This window comes from Duganella aceris (genome assembly GCF_011090165.1).
Classification (GTDB): Bacteria; Pseudomonadota; Gammaproteobacteria; order Burkholderiales; family Burkholderiaceae_D; genus Rugamonas; species Rugamonas aceris.
Genome location: NZ_JAADJT010000006.1, coordinates 414,735 through 430,460 on the forward strand (window position 1 = coordinate 414,735; position 15,726 = coordinate 430,460).

Annotated in this window: 17 protein-coding genes and 1 tRNA gene; 6 read left to right on the forward strand and 12 right to left on the reverse strand. The window is 64.7% G+C overall.

Translation table 11 applies throughout. The features are described from left to right. Positions 1-49: 49 nt before the first annotated feature. Positions 50-1,063: an alpha/beta fold hydrolase gene (locus GW587_RS15765; RefSeq protein ID WP_166104764.1), complete on the forward strand. Its 1,014-nt coding sequence runs from the start codon at positions 50-52 to the stop codon at positions 1,061-1,063. On the opposite strand, the gene msrA is transcribed toward GW587_RS15765, so the two are convergent. The 3 genes from msrA to msrB are packed head-to-tail and all read right to left on the reverse strand — an operon-like array spanning position 1,064 to position 4,154. Then, positions 1,064-1,777 carry a peptide-methionine (S)-S-oxide reductase MsrA gene (gene msrA / locus GW587_RS15770; protein WP_166104767.1) on the reverse strand — a complete coding sequence of 238 codons (714 nt, stop codon included), beginning with the start codon at positions 1,775-1,777 and terminating at the stop codon, positions 1,064-1,066. It lies immediately after the preceding gene. Positions 1,778-1,790: 13 nt separating this feature from the next. Next, a complete protein-coding gene (locus GW587_RS15775) occupies positions 1,791-3,647 on the reverse strand; it encodes a cytochrome c biogenesis protein DipZ (RefSeq protein ID WP_166104770.1) in 1,857 nt (618 codons plus the stop codon). A gap of 12 nt (positions 3,648-3,659) precedes the next feature. Further along, positions 3,660-4,154 carry a peptide-methionine (R)-S-oxide reductase MsrB gene (msrB, locus tag GW587_RS15780; protein WP_166104772.1) on the reverse strand — a complete coding sequence of 165 codons (495 nt, stop codon included), beginning with the start codon at positions 4,152-4,154 and terminating at the stop codon, positions 3,660-3,662. 149 nt (positions 4,155-4,303) lie between these two features. Here msrB and GW587_RS15785 point away from each other — a divergent pair, with 149 nt between their 5' ends. Together GW587_RS15785 and GW587_RS15790 are read left to right on the forward strand one after the other, a co-directional pair. Further along, the gene (locus tag GW587_RS15785) at positions 4,304-5,014 is read left to right on the forward strand and encodes a response regulator transcription factor (RefSeq protein WP_166104775.1); all 711 of its coding nucleotides are present in this window, start codon (positions 4,304-4,306) and stop codon (positions 5,012-5,014) included. Beyond that, entirely contained in the window at positions 5,011-6,561 is a 1,551-nt protein-coding gene (locus tag GW587_RS15790; RefSeq protein WP_166104777.1) for a sensor histidine kinase, read from the forward strand. Before GW587_RS15785 ends, GW587_RS15790 begins: the two co-directional genes overlap by 4 nt. A gap of 18 nt (positions 6,562-6,579) precedes the next feature. On the opposite strand, the gene dbpA is transcribed toward GW587_RS15790, so the two are convergent. The 3 genes from dbpA to GW587_RS15805 form a co-directional block, all read right to left on the reverse strand. Beyond that, positions 6,580-8,013, reverse strand: coding sequence for an ATP-dependent RNA helicase DbpA (gene dbpA, locus GW587_RS15795; protein WP_166104779.1), 1,434 nt, complete (start codon positions 8,011-8,013; stop codon positions 6,580-6,582). A 107-nt stretch (positions 8,014-8,120) separates the two neighbouring features. Then, positions 8,121-8,345 carry a hypothetical protein gene (locus tag GW587_RS15800; RefSeq protein ID WP_166104782.1) on the reverse strand — a complete coding sequence of 75 codons (225 nt, stop codon included), beginning with the start codon at positions 8,343-8,345 and terminating at the stop codon, positions 8,121-8,123. 75 nt (positions 8,346-8,420) lie between these two features. Then, on the reverse strand, positions 8,421-10,079 hold the full coding sequence (locus GW587_RS15805) for an acid phosphatase (RefSeq protein WP_166104785.1): 1,659 nt from the start codon (positions 10,077-10,079) through the stop codon (positions 8,421-8,423). Positions 10,080-10,257: 178 nt separating this feature from the next. Here GW587_RS15805 and GW587_RS15810 point away from each other — a divergent pair, with 178 nt between their 5' ends. The 3 genes from GW587_RS15810 (at position 10,258) to GW587_RS31915 (ending at position 11,331) form a co-directional block, all read left to right on the forward strand. After that, entirely contained in the window at positions 10,258-10,536 is a 279-nt protein-coding gene (locus GW587_RS15810; RefSeq protein WP_166104924.1) for a type II toxin-antitoxin system RelE/ParE family toxin, read from the forward strand. 17 nt (positions 10,537-10,553) lie between these two features. Beyond that, a complete protein-coding gene (locus tag GW587_RS15815) occupies positions 10,554-10,862 on the forward strand; it encodes a HigA family addiction module antitoxin (protein ID WP_166104926.1) in 309 nt (102 codons plus the stop codon). Positions 10,863-10,977: 115 nt separating this feature from the next. After that, positions 10,978-11,331 carry a hypothetical protein gene (locus GW587_RS31915; protein WP_503826763.1) on the forward strand — a complete coding sequence of 118 codons (354 nt, stop codon included), beginning with the start codon at positions 10,978-10,980 and terminating at the stop codon, positions 11,329-11,331. Here GW587_RS31915 and GW587_RS15820 read toward each other — a convergent pair. From GW587_RS15820 to GW587_RS15845, 6 genes are all read right to left on the reverse strand, one after another. Further along, positions 11,302-11,378: transfer RNA gene (locus tag GW587_RS15820), tRNA-Met, on the reverse strand. The genes GW587_RS31915 and GW587_RS15820 overlap by 30 nt on opposite strands. A gap of 108 nt (positions 11,379-11,486) precedes the next feature. Next, positions 11,487-12,629 carry a methyltransferase gene (locus GW587_RS15825; protein ID WP_371875602.1) on the reverse strand — a complete coding sequence of 381 codons (1,143 nt, stop codon included), beginning with the start codon at positions 12,627-12,629 and terminating at the stop codon, positions 11,487-11,489. Positions 12,630-12,756: 127 nt separating this feature from the next. Next, positions 12,757-13,632, reverse strand: a complete 876-nt coding sequence (locus GW587_RS15830; RefSeq protein WP_166104788.1) for a hypothetical protein — start codon at positions 13,630-13,632, stop codon at positions 12,757-12,759. 77 nt (positions 13,633-13,709) lie between these two features. Beyond that, complete coding sequence (locus GW587_RS15835; protein WP_166104790.1) at positions 13,710-13,919, reverse strand: hypothetical protein; 210 nt, start codon at positions 13,917-13,919, stop codon at positions 13,710-13,712. 40 nt (positions 13,920-13,959) lie between these two features. Then, on the reverse strand, positions 13,960-14,499 hold the full coding sequence (locus GW587_RS15840) for a putative metalloprotease CJM1_0395 family protein (RefSeq protein WP_166104793.1): 540 nt from the start codon (positions 14,497-14,499) through the stop codon (positions 13,960-13,962). 55 nt (positions 14,500-14,554) lie between these two features. Next, on the reverse strand, positions 14,555-15,718 hold the full coding sequence (locus GW587_RS15845; RefSeq protein ID WP_229259470.1) for a serine hydrolase domain-containing protein: 1,164 nt from the start codon (positions 15,716-15,718) through the stop codon (positions 14,555-14,557). Positions 15,719-15,726 lie beyond the last annotated feature (8 nt).

The window sequence follows — 15,726 nt, forward strand, 5'->3', positions numbered from 1 at the left end:
TGCAACATGGCAGCCGTGGCGCTGCTTCACCTGAGATGGAACTATCGCGATGACTAAAGCTGTCTATGGTTTTGCCGTGCTGGCGCTGGCCGCCGGCGTGATGCCTTCCGCGTTTGCTGCCGCGCAGCCCGATGCGGGCGCCGTGTTCGCGGTGCCGCATCAGCTGGTCGACGTCGGCGGCCGCAAGATGAACATCTATTGCAGCGGGCAGGGCGCCACCACGGTGGTCTTCGATTCTCCGTCCGGCGACGCCGGGTGGGGCTGGTATCGCGTGCAGCCGGAAGTGGCCAGGCACACCCGCGCTTGCGTCTACGACCGTGCGGGCCTTGGCTTCAGCGATCCGGCCAAGCGGCCCAACACCTCCGAAAACGTGGTGGAGGATCTGCACAAGCTGCTGGCGGCGGCCGGCGAGAAGGCTCCGTATGTCCTGGTCGGCAATTCGCTCGGCGGCGCCAATGTGCAGGTCTTCACCTATCGCTATCCGAAAGAGGTCAAGGGGCTGGTGCTGGTCGAGGCGCAGCACGAGGATGAAACCAGTCGCCTGGACAAGGTCACGCAAGGAAAAATCAAGCAGGTCTACACGATGATCGCCGCGCAGAACAAGTACTGCCTGGCCGCCGCCGAAAAAGGCTTCAAGGCCGGTAGCGAGGAACAGACCAATTGCGTCGACAACGAGGCGGCGATCGCGAAAGTGTTCGGTCCCAAGCTGGCCGCTGCGATATCGGCGTCCACGGCGAAGCCCGGCTTCTGGCGCGCCAACGTCGCCGAATACGACGGCATCGCCGCCAGCGATGAACAGCTGCGCAAGCTGCGGCGTCCGTTCGGCGACCTGCCGGTCGTGGTGCTGACCCGAGGCGTCAGCCCGTATGCGATACCCGGCCAGCCGCAAAGCGCGATGAACAAGGCGACGGAAGATGAGAATTTCGCGGTGCAGAAGGAATATCTGAAGCTGACCACGCGCGGCACGCAGCGCGTGGTGGCCGGCGCCGGCCACGTGATTCAGGCGGAGAAGCCCGAAGCCGTGGTCGCGGCGGTGCTGGAAGTGCTGAAGCAGGTCAAGTAATCACATCGCCTTGCGGACCAGGACCGCGTCGGCCCGGTACAGCTCCGGGATGACGCGCTTCAGGTTCGCCACCTTCGGCAAATCGTTGTAGACGATGTACGGATCGTTCGGATGCAACGTCAGGTAGTTCTGGTGATAGCTCTCGGCCGGATAGAATTTTTTATCCGATTCGATCCTGGTCGCCAGCGGTTTCTTGAACACGTGGGCGGCGTCCAGCTGCGCGATGTATTTTTCTGCCACACTGCGCTGCACCGGCGATTGCGGGAAGATCGCCGAGCGGTATTGCGTGCCGGTGTCCGGCCCCTGGCGATTCAGCTCGGTCGGATTGTGCGCCACCGAGAAGAAGATCTGCAGCAGCTTGCCGTAGCTGATCTGCGTCGGGTCGTAGGTGATCTTCACCGATTCCGCATGGCCGGTGTCGCCGGAGCTGACCGTGTCGTAGGACGCGGTGCGCGCATCGCCGCCGATGTAGCCGGAGACCGCGTTGCTGACGCCTTTGACGTGCTGGAACACGCCCTGTACGCCCCAGAAACAGCCGCCGGAAAAGATCGCGGTGGCGGTGTGCTCTGTACTGGCCGGTTCATCGACCGCCGGCGGCGCGATGACCACGGCGACTTCCGCCGATACCGCCGGTTGCTGCAACAGGAACAGGCCGACGACGCCTGCACCGATCAAGGCCGCCGGAGCGCCCCAGTTTTTCAAGATGCTTTTCATGTAAATCTCCGTTTCAACCAAAGGTGAAGGCGTAGGCTTGTACGCCTGGATCGAGGAACTCAATGCTGAAGGTGCGGTCGCCGACGCCGCCGGCCTGGCGCACCAGCTGATACAAACGCTGGCCGTCGATCACGCCGCTGCCGTCGGCCGCGACGTCGGTACCGTGATCCTTGCCCGGCGCGGCGCCGTCGATGGTGACGCGGAAGCGTACCGGCTTGCCGTCCTTGCCCGGTCCGAGCACCAGATGCACATCACGCGCATGGAAGCGGTAGACGATGCTGCCCTTGCCCTGGTTCAGCGTGATCTGGTCCGGTTGCGACAGCCAGTTGCCGGCCAGGCCCCACTGGTTCAGCGCCGGCTTGGCCGGAGCGGTGTAGCTGCGGGCGGCGTTGGCCGCCTGCTTTTCCGGCGAGGCGAAGTTCTCGGCGCGCTCGTAACCGAGATAGGTCTCCGGCGACGCCACCTGGCCCATGTCCGCCTGCTGCTGCACGCCTTGCGCATCTTCGGCGCTGACCACGGTGTTGGTGACGTCCTTGCGGCCGGCTTCTTCCAGCAGCTGCTGGATCGCCTGTTCCGATTTGGCGTAGTCGCCTTCGCCGAAGTGGTGGTGGCGGATCTGGCCCTTGGCGTCGATCAGGTAGTGCGCCGGCCAGTATTGGTTCTTGAACGCGCGCCAGATCGCGAAGTTGTTATCGATCGCCACCGGGAAGTTGATGCCCAGGTCCTTGGTGGCCTTGCGGACGTTGCCGATGTCGCGTTCGAAGGCGAATTCCGGAGCGTGCACGCCGATCACCACCAGGCCCTGGTCGCGGTACTTCTCGGCCCATGCCTTGGTATAGGGCAGGCTGCGCAGGCAGTTGATGCAGGAGTAGGTCCAGAAATCGATCAGCACCACCTTGCCTTTGAGCTGCTGCGCGGTCAGCGGGGCGGAGTTCAGCCACTGCACGGCGCCGTCCAGCGGAGGCAGCGTGCCTTCGACGTTGAGCGTGTCGGCGGCCGGCGCCATGGCGCGGCGCGCCATCATCGCCGGACCGGCGGCCATCGCGGTGCGCGACATCATCGCGCCGGAGCCGGTGTCCTCGGTGGTCGCGTCGCTGGCAGCGGCCCTGCGCATCATCGCGCCGCCGGCGGGAGCTTCGTCGCGCGGCGCCAGGCTATCGATCAGTTTCTGCTCGATGCCTGCCGTCGCCACCGAAGACACCTTGGTCAGCAAGCCGGTATCCAGACCGGTCGCGATGGCGACCACGCCGGCCAGCATCGCGACGCCGAGGCCACGGCGCACCCACTCACCGGCGCCGAGGGAGCGCTTCATCGCTCCGAACACCTTGCCGCCGACCAGCAGCGCCAGAGCCAGCGAAGTCGCGGCGCCGGCGGCGTAGGCCAACAGCAGCAGCGTGGTGCCGACGCTGGCGCCGTTCAACGCCGCGCCGGTCAGCACCAGGCCGAGCACCGGGCCGGCGCAGGGCGCCCACAGCAGGCCGGTCGCGACGCCGAGCAGGAAGGACGAACGTGCGCCCGAACCCGCGCCGTTGTCGGACTGCGCCTTGTTGGACAGCTTGTCGCCCAAGGCGACCAGCGGCTTGGTCAAACGGTCCGCGAGGTGCGGCAGCATCAGCGTAACGCCGAAGAAGGCCATCAAGGCCAGCGCCAGCCAGCGGCCGTATTGGTTGGCCTGCACCACCCAGCCGCCACCGACGGCGGCCAGCGTCGCCACGAGCGCGAAGGTCAGCGCCATGCCGGCCAGCAGCGGCAGGCCGCTGCGCACGAACGGTTGCCCGGTGCGGGCGAATACAAACGGCAGCACCGGCAGGATGCACGGGCTCAGGATGGTCAGGGCGCCGCCCAGGTAGGAGAGTAGAATCAGTAACATGGTGCGCTCCCGTCAAGCTTCGCCGGGCGTGAAGCTCAACGCCAGGCCATCGATGCAATACCGCAGGCCGGTCGGTTCCGGGCCGTCGTCGAACACGTCGCCGAGGTGGCTGCCGCAGCGGCGGCATTTCACTTCCGCGCCCATCATGCCCAGCGAGGTGGTGCGGCTGGTGTAGACGCCGCGATCCAGCGGTTTCCAGAAACTCGGCCAGCCGGTGCCGCTATCGAACTTGTTTTTCGACGAGAACAGCGGATTCTGGCAGCCGGCGCAGAAGAATTTGCCGGCGCGGTGCTCGTTGTACAGCGGGCTGGAAAACGGCCGCTCGGTGCCGCCCTTGCGCAGGATCTCGTATTGGGATGGGCTCAGCAGGGCGCGCCATTCGGCGTCGCTATGAGTCACTTCCCAGGCCGGGGCGGGGGCGGCGTCAACGGCGCGCCAGTTGAAAGCTGCGGCGCCTGCGATCAGGGCGGCGCCGCCGGTAAAGATGAAACTGCGTCGGGATGTCATATTTCCTCCAAGAGTGGAATAACCATGGAGCCATTCTGCTCCCCGGGCGCTGACGAAATCCTCACGTAAACTTAAATTAAATGTGATACTTTCCGAGACGGGAATCCCGCACAATGGCGGCTTTCCGACTTTTCCGGCCCCGACTGACCATGGAACTACCAAAACGCGTCCTGATCGTAGAAGATGATATGCCGATCGCCGACCTGCTGCGCATGCACCTGCAGGACGAAGGTTATCAGGTCACCCATTGCGCCGACGGCAACCAGGGCCTGGCCCAGCTGCGCACCGGCGGCTGGGACGCGCTGATCCTGGATCTGATGCTGCCCGGCGTGGATGGGCTGGAGATCTGCCGCCAGGCGAGGGCGATGGAAACCTACACGCCGATCATCATCACCAGCGCGCGATCCAGCGAGGTGCACCGCATCCTCGGGCTGGAGCTGGGCGCCGACGATTACCTGGTCAAGCCGTTCTCGGTGCTGGAGCTGGTGGCGCGCGTCAAGGCGCTGCTGCGCCGCGCCGACGCCATGGGCCGCAACCAGCGCAACGAGGCCGGCGCGCTGGAGCTGAACGGCGTGCGGCTCGATCCGCTGACGCGCCAAGCCTATGTCGAAGGCCGCGCGCTGGATCTGACGCCGCGCGAATTCGACCTGCTGTACTTCTTCGTCAAGCATCCGGAGAAAGTGTTCTCGCGGCTGGATCTGCTGAACCAGGTCTGGGGCTATCAGCACGACGGCTATGAGCATACGGTCAACACCCACATCAACCGCCTGCGCGCCAAGATCGAGGCCGATCCGGCCGAGCCGACCCGCATCCTGACCGTGTGGGGCAAGGGCTATCGCTTCACGAGCGGCGCCGCATGAAACTGACGTTGTCGCAGCGCTTGTCGCTGGTGTTCGCCATCCTGCTGCTGGCCTGCTGCGGCGCGTCGGCGTGGCTGCAGATCCGCGCCGCCATCATGCACGAGATGGAAGTGGTGCAGGGCTTGTCGCGCGGGCTGGCGCGCAGCATCGCATTGGACGCGCAGCTGATGCACGCGGATGCGGACGCTGCTCCGGAGGCCGCCGCGACAGACCCCGCCGACGCTTCCGGCGCCACCGGCGGAGCGCCGCCCAGCGAAGGCCTCGGCCCGGAAGCGGTACGCCGCCTGTTCAGCAAGCTGATGGTGGTAAATCCCAGCGTCGAAGTCTATCTGCTGGACATGGAAGGTCGCGTCGTCGGCCACGCCGCGCCGGCCGGAAGCCTGAAACGCGACCGCGTCGATCTCGAACCGGTGCGCCGCCTGCTCGACAACCAACCCTTGCCGATCCAGGGCGACGACCCGCGCAGCACCAACGGCCGCAAGGTATTCAGCGCGGCGGTGCTGCGCATGGGCGAGCAGAAGGTCGGCTACATCTACGTGATCCTGCAAAGCGTGGAGCACGACCGCCTGGCCGCGCGCGCCACCGCCAGCTCGGTGCTGCGCACCACCTTGTGGTCGATGGCCTTGGTGGCGCTGCTGGGCCTGATCGCCGGCTTGATCGCATTCCGTCTGATCACCCGCCCACTGGGCCGTCTGACCGCCAATATGCGGCAGCTCGACACCAAGGCCGACCAGTTGGTGCTGCCGGCGCCGGTCTCCGGCGGCTCGCGCGACGAGATCGCGATCCTGGAGCAAGCCTTCAGCGAGATGGCGGCGCGCATCAACGAACAATGGCAAACCATGCGCCAGCTGGACCAGGACCGGCGCGAAGTGGTGGCGAATATCTCGCACGACCTGCGCACGCCGCTAGGTTCCCTGCACGGCTACCTGGAGACGCTGTCGCTGAAGGACGGCACACTGGACGCGGCCGAACGGCAGCGTTATCTCGGCATCGCGCTGGCGCAGAGCCGCAAGGTGGGCGGACTGGCGCAGGCGCTGTTCGAGCTGGCGCGGCTGGAGCATGGCGCGGTGGAGCCGGAACTGGAGGCTTTCTCCATCAGCGATTTGATCCAGGACGTGTTTCAGAAATTCGAGCTGAAGGCGCAGGAGCGCAACGTGCGGCTGATGGCGACGTTGCCGCATCCGGCGCCGATGGTGCGTGCGGACCTGGGCATGATCGAGCGTGTGCTGACCAATCTGTTCGACAACGCGATCCGCCACACGCCGGCCGGCGGCGAGGTGGAAATCGTGGTCGAGCCGGCGCGCGACGGCAAGGTGCAGCTGATCGTCGCCGACACCGGGCCGGGCATTCCGCCGGAGATGCGGGATGTGCTGTTCCGCCGGCCGTTCGCGCTGCGCGGCGAGCGCAGGGAAGGCGGCCTGGGCCTGCTGATCGTCAACCGCATCATGCAACTGCACGGCGGCGGCATCGAACTGCTCGGCGCCGATGACCTGGCGCGCCAGCAGCGGCAAGGCGCGGTGTTTCGCTTCGCGCTGCCGGCGGGGTGAGCTCCGCGCCGTCGGTATTTATACTTCGATGAAGCGCATCTTGAAGTTGCGGCCCTTGATGGCGCCGAAGTCGCCGCCCAGCGGGTTGTTCTTGCTCAGGCGGTCGAAGGCTTCATAGGCGATGCGGCGGTCCAGCGCGACGTAGGTCTGGAACTCGAACACGTTGATCTTGCCGACCTGTTCCTTGCTCAGGCCCGCGTCGCCGGTCAGGGCGCCCAGCAGGTCGCCCGGACGCAGCTTGTCCTTTTTGCCGCCGGAGATCACCAGCGTCATCATCGGCGCCGGATCGACGCCGTAGTCGCCGTCGTCCAGGCTGGCCAGGTCGAACCACTCGACCGACGCGCCCTGGTATTCCTCGATCAGCTTGACCCACTTCTTCTCGTTCGGCGCGCACAGCGACAGCGCCAGGCCCTGTTCCGTGCCACGGCCGGTACGGCCGATGCGGTGGATATGCACTTCGGTGTCCTTGGAGACGTCGACGTTGATCACCGCTTCCAGATTGTGGATGTCCAGGCCGCGCGCGGCGACGTCGGTCGCCACCAGTACGGAGCAGCTACGGTTGGCGAACAGCACCAGTATCTCGTCGCGCTCACGCTGCTCCAGTTCACCGTACAGCGCCAGTGCGGAGAAGCCCTTGGCGCGCAGGTCGTCGACCAGTTCGCGGCATTGCACCTTGGTGTTGCAGAAGGCGATCGCCGACACCGGCTTGTAATGGCCGAGCAGGCGCGCCACCGCTTCGGTACGCTGGTCGAAGCCGATCTCGAAGAACAGCTGTTCGATCTGGCTGTTGTCGTGCTGCGCCTCGACCGTCACTTCGACCGGATCGGCCAGGAAGGAGTCGGTGGCACGGCGGATGTCGTCCGGGTAGGTGGCCGAGAACAGCAAGGTCTGGCGACGTTTCGGGCAGGCGCTGACGATACCGGCGATTTCGTCGTAGAAGCCCATGTCGGTCATGCGGTCGGCCTCGTCCAGCACCAGCGTCTCGACCTTGGACAGGTCCAGCGTGGCGCGGCCCAGGTGGTCGCGCACGCGGCCGGGGGTGCCGACCACGATGTGGGCGCCGTGTTCCAGCGAGGCGATCTGCGGCCGCATCGGCGAGCCGCCGGTCAGCACCAGCACCTTGACGTTGCCGGTGGCGCGCGCCAGGCGGCGCAGCTCATTGGCCACCTGGTCGGCCAGTTCGCGGGTCGGGCACAGCACCAATGCCTGCACCGCGAACCAGGCCGGATTCAGCTTGGCCAGGATGCCGATGCCGAAGGCGGCGGTCTTGCCGCTGCCGGTCTTGGCCTGGGCGATCAGGTCGCGGCCCGCCAGCACCGACGGCAGGCTTTGCGCCTGGATGGTCGTCATCTCCTTGTAGCCGAGCGAGTCGAGGTTCTCCAGGAATGGAGTGGTCAGCGGCAGGCTGGCGAAGGCGGTGGATTCGGCGGTGTAAGCGTCGGAGGATGTCATGGTGGCGGACCTGTTCAAAAAGTACGTGGGCACAGTCTAACAGGGGCGGGCCCGGCGCTGTGCGTTGTGGGTGATGTGTTGCTACAGTGTGTTGCTGCTGTGCCGTATCAGTTCGGCGCCCATACCGGCAAACCGGTCAGGTCGAGATTCTCGTCGCGCACCCAGACCGGCAGGCCGGAGTTGTCGGTGGCCTCCAGCAGTTCCAGCTGCTCTTGCTTGAGCGCGGAACGTTTGCCGCGGGGCGGTGGTGGGCGCTTGGCTTCGGGTTCGAGCGGTGCGGCTGGGCCGAAACCGGGTAGGTCGAACGTCGCGTTATCTTTTTTATCTCTCATCTGAAAAAACAAAAGCCCGGCTGCAGCAGTCGGGCTCAGTAAGCTAATTCGCGCAGTGTAACACAAAGCGCAAACTCAACGGAAGCTCAGCGCCCCGGTCAGGTCGCCCGGCGGCAGCGCATTGCGTGCCGCGAAGGCGTCGTTGCGCAGCTTCAGGCCTTCCAGCAGCGGCAGGTCGTGCAGGCGGGTGATGAAGCGCATGATCGACGTGGTGTCGTAGAAGGTGTGGTCGACCTGGCCTTTTTTCGCATACGGCGAGATCACGATGGCCGGGATGCGCGAGCCCGGCCCCCAGCGGTCGCCCTTCGGCGGCGCCACGTGGTCCCACCAGCCGCCGTTTTCGTCGAAGGTGATCACGACGACCATATCCTTCCACTGCGGCGACTTCTTGAGGTGCTCGATCACGTTGGCGATGTGGGCGTCGCCGGACTCGATGTCGGAGTAGCCGGCGTGCAGGTTGAGGTTACCCTGCGGCTTGTAGAAGGTCACGGCCGGCAGCTTGCCGGCGATCGCGTCGGCGATGAACTTGTTGGAGATCGGGCTATCGCCCAGGCCACCGTCGCGCAGGTGCTCGGCGCGGGCGGCGGTGCCGGGCGCGAACTGCTTGAAGTAGTTGAACGGCTGGTGGTGGTACTGGAAGTTGGGCTTGGCGCCGGCGCCGCGCGCGTCCAGCGCCGCCTGCCACGCGCCGCCGTACCACGCCCAGCTGACCTTCTTGGCCGACAGCAGGTCGCCGATGGTGTTGTAGCTTTGCGGCGGCAGGGTGCCGGCGTCGTTGGGATCGGCCAGCAAAGGATCGCCGTCGAAGGCGGGGCGGATGTAGCTCGGCTGATAGGGCGGGGCCATGGTGTTGACCGCATAGCCGTCTGGCGTGATCGCGCCGTTGTTGACGAAGTGCGGGTGGCCGTCCAGCGCGGAGGCCGGGCTGTCCGTGGCCACCGACAGGCGGAAGCCGGTCGGACCGTCGTCCAGCACCGCGATTTTCTTCTTGGCCGCCGTGTCCTTGGCGTTGAAGTATTCGGGCGTGCGGCCGGAGATCAGGAACTGGTGGTTCAGGTAGGAGCCGCCGAAGGCCGCCATGAAGAAGTTATCGCACAGGGTGTACTGTTCGGCGATCTTCCACAGGCCGAGGTTTTGATTGGTCTCGCCGTAGTAGCCCATCACCATGCCGCCGGTGTTGCCCCAGGCCGCGAAGCCGTCGTTCTTGCCGCCGTTGATCTGCATCTGGTTGTGATAGAACAGGTGCCACAGGTCGCGCGTGATCACGGCTTCCGGCAGCGGCTTGCCTTCGGTGTCGACCAATTTGAACGGCGCGTTCGGCAGGCCTTTGATGTCGTCTTCCTTGATCGCGTATTTTTTACCGCCGATGTCCTGGGTGTTCGGCACCATGCCACCCCAGACTTTCGGCAGTGTCGGCAGCACCGAGCCGTCGCGGTCGCGCTGAAGGCAGGCCGCCGGAGGCACGGCCGACAGCGGATTGGCGGTGCCGGGGAAGTTGGCGAACAGGTTGTTGAAGCTGCGGTTTTCCAGGTAAATCACCACCACATGCTTGACGCTGGCCTTGAGCTTGGCGTCGAGCGAACCCTTGACCGCCTTGCTGGACGCCGCCTCGGCGATCGCGGGCAGGGCGGCGGTAACGCCGGTCGCGGCGGCCGCCTGGAAAATGCGGCGGCGCGAAGGATTGGCCAGAGCGTCCTGCTGTTGCGGATTTGATACCTTAGCTTGATCCTTCACGCCTGCCCCTTGAGAAATCTAAAAGGTCAATTGTGACAGCTTGTTCACAGGCTGAAAAGTGTGGGCGTGTGACAGTATGTAGATGGCTTAGGATATATCAGTGCAAAGCGCTGTCTGGAGAATAAAGTCTTCCGTTAAAAGGCACTCCTTGAAATCCGTAACGCTACGCTATACACTCATGATACGAACGTTCAAGCACAAGGGTTTAGAGGCGTTCTTTAAGACCGGCAGCAAGGCAGGCATCCGGCCGAGCCACGCGTCGCGCTTAAGGAGCCAGTTGACGAGACTGGATGTTTGTTCCGAAATCCAAGACATGAACGTTGCAGGATGGCGGTTTCATGCACTCTCCGGCGGGTTGGCCGACCACTGTTCAGTCACAGTTAGTGGTAATTGGCGGCTGACGTTCAAGTTTGAAAATGGCGATGCATTTTTAGTTAATTACCAGGATTATCATTAGAGGCTGTCATGGCGACAATTTCAAAGATATTCGATCCCCCACACCCGGGAGGTACGCTTCGGGACGATGTGCTGCCAGCGTTGGGGCTGAGTGTGACTGAAGCGGCAAAGCAGTTGGGGGTGACGCGTGCAGCGTTGTCGCGAGTCTTGAATGAGCGCGCTGCGATATCTCCAATGATGGCACTCAGGTTGGAGGCGTGGCTTGGTCTTGAGAACGGCGGAAGCGCGGAGGTATGGGTCGCGCATCAGGCATCTTACGATCTCTGGCAAGCGAGAAAGACTGGGGTGCCCCAAACGATAAAGCCAATCAAACCGCAGGTCGCATAGGCGAAAGTCCTAGGATTCTTCCGTTCAAAGTTTCCTCATTCATAATTCCGCGTTTGCTTAAATTATGGCTCGGGAGTGTCTACAATGATCGTGGCGATTCAATCTCCGTGCGGAGATGGTGGAGCCAGCCTACCCGGAGAGGCGTGGCGCAAGCGCCATCGACAAATACGCCTTCCAGCTCGCCGCTCTGCTCAAAACCGAGGCCAGCAAGAGTCGCAAGCAGCGACGTACTCTAAAACAGATACACGAAGACCTGAAGGAGCTTGGGTTTGAAGGGTCTTATGGCCGCGTCGCAGCTTTCGCGAGGGTCTGGAGAGAGGGTCAAATTGACAGGGTCAATTCAACGAGCAAACGAACATCATGGTGGTTCACTAAGTGTGACACACCCGTAAAGCAAAAAGCCGTTGAGTCCTTTTGGATTCAACGGCTTGCCGTATTCTGGTTGCGGGGACAGGATTTGAACCTGTGACCTTCGGGTTATGAGCCCGACGAGCTGCCAGACTGCTCCACCCCGCGTCTGAGGCCCGAATTATACATAGCCTTGTCGAGATCCGCAAGGGCCAAAATAAGAGCCACTTATATTTCGATGATTTCCTTAAGTGGCGCTTATGTTTATCGCATCATTTACGCGGCGGCCAGGCGCCACAGCGAGGTGACTTCGGCTGCGCGGGCGGCGTGCAGGGGATCGGTGGCGTCGGCGGCGCGCGGGTGGGTCGGGCGCACGTCGTGGCGGTCGATCACTTTCAGGCCGGCGGCGGCGATCCATGCCGTCAGCTCTTCGCGCGGTCGCAGGCCCAGGTGCTCGGCCAGATCGGACAGAATCAACCAGCCTTCGCCGCCCGGCGTCAGATGGTCCACCAAGCCGGCGAGGAAGCCGCGCAGCATGCGGCTCTCCGGGTCGTAGACCGCGTATTCGATCGGCGAACTCGGACGCGCCGGCACCCACGGTGGATTACACACCACCAGCGGTGCGCGGCCTTCGGGGAACAAGTCCGCTTCCAGCAGTTCGACCTGACCGTCCAGATCCAGGCGCGCCAGGTTCTCGCGGGCGCAGCTCAGCGCGCGCTGATCCTGGTCGGTGGCGATCACGCGGGCGACGCCGCGCTTGGCCAGCACCGCCGACAGCACGCCGGTGCCGGCGCCGATGTCGAACGCCAGCTTGACGCCGGCCGGCAGCGGCGTGTCCGCCACCAGCTGCACGTATTCGCCGCGCACCGGCGAGAACACGCCGTAGTGCGGGTGGATGCGCGCGTCCAGCGCCGGGATCTCGACCCCGGTGCGGCGCCATTCATGCGCGCCGATCAGGCCGAGCAGCTCGCGCAACGAGGCGATGAACGGTTCTTCGAAGCGGCCGTAAGCTTCGTTGCAGGCCAGCTGTACTTCCGGCGCGCGGCGCAGCGGGATGGTGTAACCGTCTTCGAAGGGAATCAGTAGCATCGCCAAGGTGCGTGCGCGTTGCGACTGTGCCTGGCGGTGCAGGTGGAACGCTTCGGTCGGCGTGGCGGGCGCCTTGGCGGGCTTGGCTTTCTTGGCCGGCTTGCTTTTGTGGTCGGCGCGCCGCGCCAGCGCTTGCAGCAGCTGGCGGGCGTTCTGGAAGTCGCCGCGCCACAGGAGGGCAGTGCCTTCGCAGGCCAAGCGGTAGGCGACATCGGCGTTGGTGCGGTCGTCGGCGATCACCACCCGCTTCGGCGGCGGCATGCCGGCTTCGGAGCGCCAGCGCGCGGAGCAGGCGACGCCGTTCTCCTCCCAGTGGATTTGCTGCGGCATCGGGACGGAGGAGATTTGTACAGGCATGGGGAATCAATCGACGGAAAATAGTGACGCGCTGACGCGGGACCGCGTAGCGGAGAGTGTCGCTATTATACCGGTCGCCGGCCGGGCGGCCGGCTTGGGGTCAGGACGATGCCTTTTCGGCCGGGACGGCGTCGGCGGCCGTCGGCGCGGGAGCGACTTCCGGCTCGGCGGCCGGCGTCGCGGCGGAGGCTTGCGCGTCGTAGGCCGATTTGGCTTTGTCGGCGACATTCAGGTCGGCGTAGGTGTTGGTGTCCTTGCTGTCGACCAGATTGAGCAGGCGCAGCGACAGGCTGCGCAACGTGTTGCGGTCGATGCCGTCGCTGGTCTGGCTGTCGCCGTCGCTGCTGGCGAGCGCGCTTTGCAGATCGACGCCGATCAATTTGAACAGATCCGCCAACGTGCCCGGGAAGTCGATGTTCGGCAACTGCACGTTCGGCAGGTCCTTGGTGGTGGCGGCTTTCGGCTTGTCGTCCGCCTGCTGCGGCGCGGTGGTCTGGCTGGCCGCCGCATTGAGCTCGTAGTTGTACTGGACTTCGACTTCGAAATCGAACTTGCGGCCGTCGGCCGTGGTGATGGTGCCTTTGCCTATGAAGTGCGAGCTGTCGCTCAGCTGGAGAGCTGCGACGTCGGTCGTGCCTTGCGCGCCTTGGCTGTGCAGCGCGCCCAGCGCGTAGCTGGACGAGGTCTCCAGGCTGGCCGAATCGAAATCGATCACCGCGCCTTTGGCGGCGTCGCCGAACAGCGCCTGGGTGAAGCTGCTGACGAAGTCCTGCGCGAAATCCACCGTCGCATTGCCGACCGACGCCACCCGCTTTTGCAGATCCAGCCCGTCGTCGGACAGCGAGATCGGCGACGCGCTGAAGCCCTTGGTCTTCTGCAGCGCGGTGGCGCCGTCGGTTTTGCCGTCGTTGCGCGGGTTGGCGGTATAAAGGGACGCCGGCTGGGAGCGGGCGCCGAGGGCGGGGATGGTCGACATGGCGGATTCCGTTTTCGATAATACTTCTACAACTCTATAACGGTCTCGCAGCGGATTACTTGAGGGCCCGGCGCGAATTAGTGGTGATGCGTCCAGCCTTCCGGGGCGGCGAGGTAGGATTCGACCGCGTCTTTCTGGCCGATGGCGTGGTGTTTGACTTCGCCGCACTGGCAAACGCCGAAGTATGGCTGGATGTGCGAGCAGGCCGAGACCTTTTGCAGCCGGACTTGCACGGCTTTGGCGCACTTGGTGCATTTGAACGTGAGGCTGCGTGGTGCTTTTAACATGGTTTCAATCGGTGGAGAGGCAAAGGCGGGATTTTATCATTCAAGCATAGACGTCGAGCTGGGGCGCTTGTTGTGGGGCGGTGCCGTAGCCGCGTTGCACCTTGCCGGTCGCGTCCTGCGTCTGCTGCTGCGCCAACTCGGCGCGGGCCTGTGCTTCCATCTGCTGCGCCTGGGCCGCCACCGAGCGGTCCGCGCCCGATGGCTCGGCCGGCGCCAGCGCGGCGGCCTGGATGGTGCGGGCGCGGGCGATGGTTTCTTCGGGCGTGCCGCCGGGCGAGGTGTCAATATTGACTTCGCCGCCGATGGCGTAGGAAACGCCGTTCGGTCCGCGCTGATAAGTGTAGGAGGCGCCGGAGACGGCCAGGCCGCCCGCCGTCGCCAGGTGCGCCTGTTCGTGCTGGCGCACTTCGGTGTCGCGGGATTTCAGCTGGTCGACCAGCTTGAGCGCTTCAGGCGTCAGGTTGGTGGTGGAGGCGGGTGTTGTCGTCGCGGGCTTGGTGGGCGCGGCCGCTTGCGCCGGCGGCGTGTCGCGCGCCGGTGTGGTACTGGCTAAACTCGGTGAGATGGCGCCGATGCTCATGATTGTGCCTCGCTGGAGACTGAATCATAGCAAAATTGTAGCAAATCGGGCGCGTCTACTCGGCGACGGTCGCGATCAGTGTGTGCAGCAGTTGGTTGACCTTCGCGGCCATCGGCGTGGAGCCATAGTCGCCGGCGGTCACGACGACGGTCAGATCCAGCTCCGGCACCACGAAGATGCGCTGGCCGCCGTTGCCGAAAGCGGCGTTCCAGGCGATGCGGCGGCCTTTCCATGCCGCCGTGCCGGCCCACCATTGGTAGCCGTAGTGGATCTCGTCCGGCTGGTTGGCGGGGCTTTTGAATCCGGCGCTCAGGCGCGGCCGCATCGATTCCGCGACCCATTCTTCCGTCACGACCTGACGGCCATTCCATCTGCCGTGGTTCAGCATCAGTCGTCCCAGCTTGGCCATGTCGCGCGGCCGAAGGCGTAGTCCGGCGAACGATGCGGGCCTGCCGCGCAAATCGGTCACCCATTCCCAGTGTGTGATGCCGAGAGGCGCAAACAATTCGGTCTTCGCCACGTCGAGCCAGGGTTTGCCGCTGACGCGGGTGACGATGTCGGCCAGGATCACGGTGCCGCCGCCGTTGTAGTTCCACACGGTGCCTGGCGCCGCTTCGATCGGCTGTTCCAGCACGTAGCGCACGGGGTCGGACTTCCAGAAAAGGCGCGACTCGTTGTTGGGCTGTGCTGCTTCGTCCCATTTCCAGCCGCCGCTCATGGTGAGCAGATGTTCCAGGTGGATGGCGTCCAGCGCGGGCGAGCGCAAGTCCTTGTGCTCCGGGTAGTAATCCAGCACCGGCTTCGCCAGGCTGGCGATCTTGCCTTGCTGTTTCTCGATGCCGACCAGCAGATCGATCACGCTTTTGCCGATCGAGCGGGCGTCGTGCAGGGTGTCGGGGCCGAAGTCCACCGTCGGCGTCAACGGCGGCCAGAAACCGAGGCTTCGTGCCATCGAACGGTCCTTGCCGCTGCGGTATAGCTCCGCGACCAGCTTGCCGTGGCGTTCGATGACGATGCCGTGGATGTTGTCCTTGCCCTGCGCGATGGCGGTCAGCGATGCGCACAGGGCGCTTGCGTTGAAGCCGGCGGTTTCCGGGGTGCTCAGTTCCCAGCCGTCGGTTTGAGCGGTGGGCGCGGCGCAGGGTGCGGCGTTGGCCAGGATTGGCGCCAGCATGCAGATGCAAATGCCGATGGCGATGGCGCGGAACGGCGTTCGCATGGGCGGTC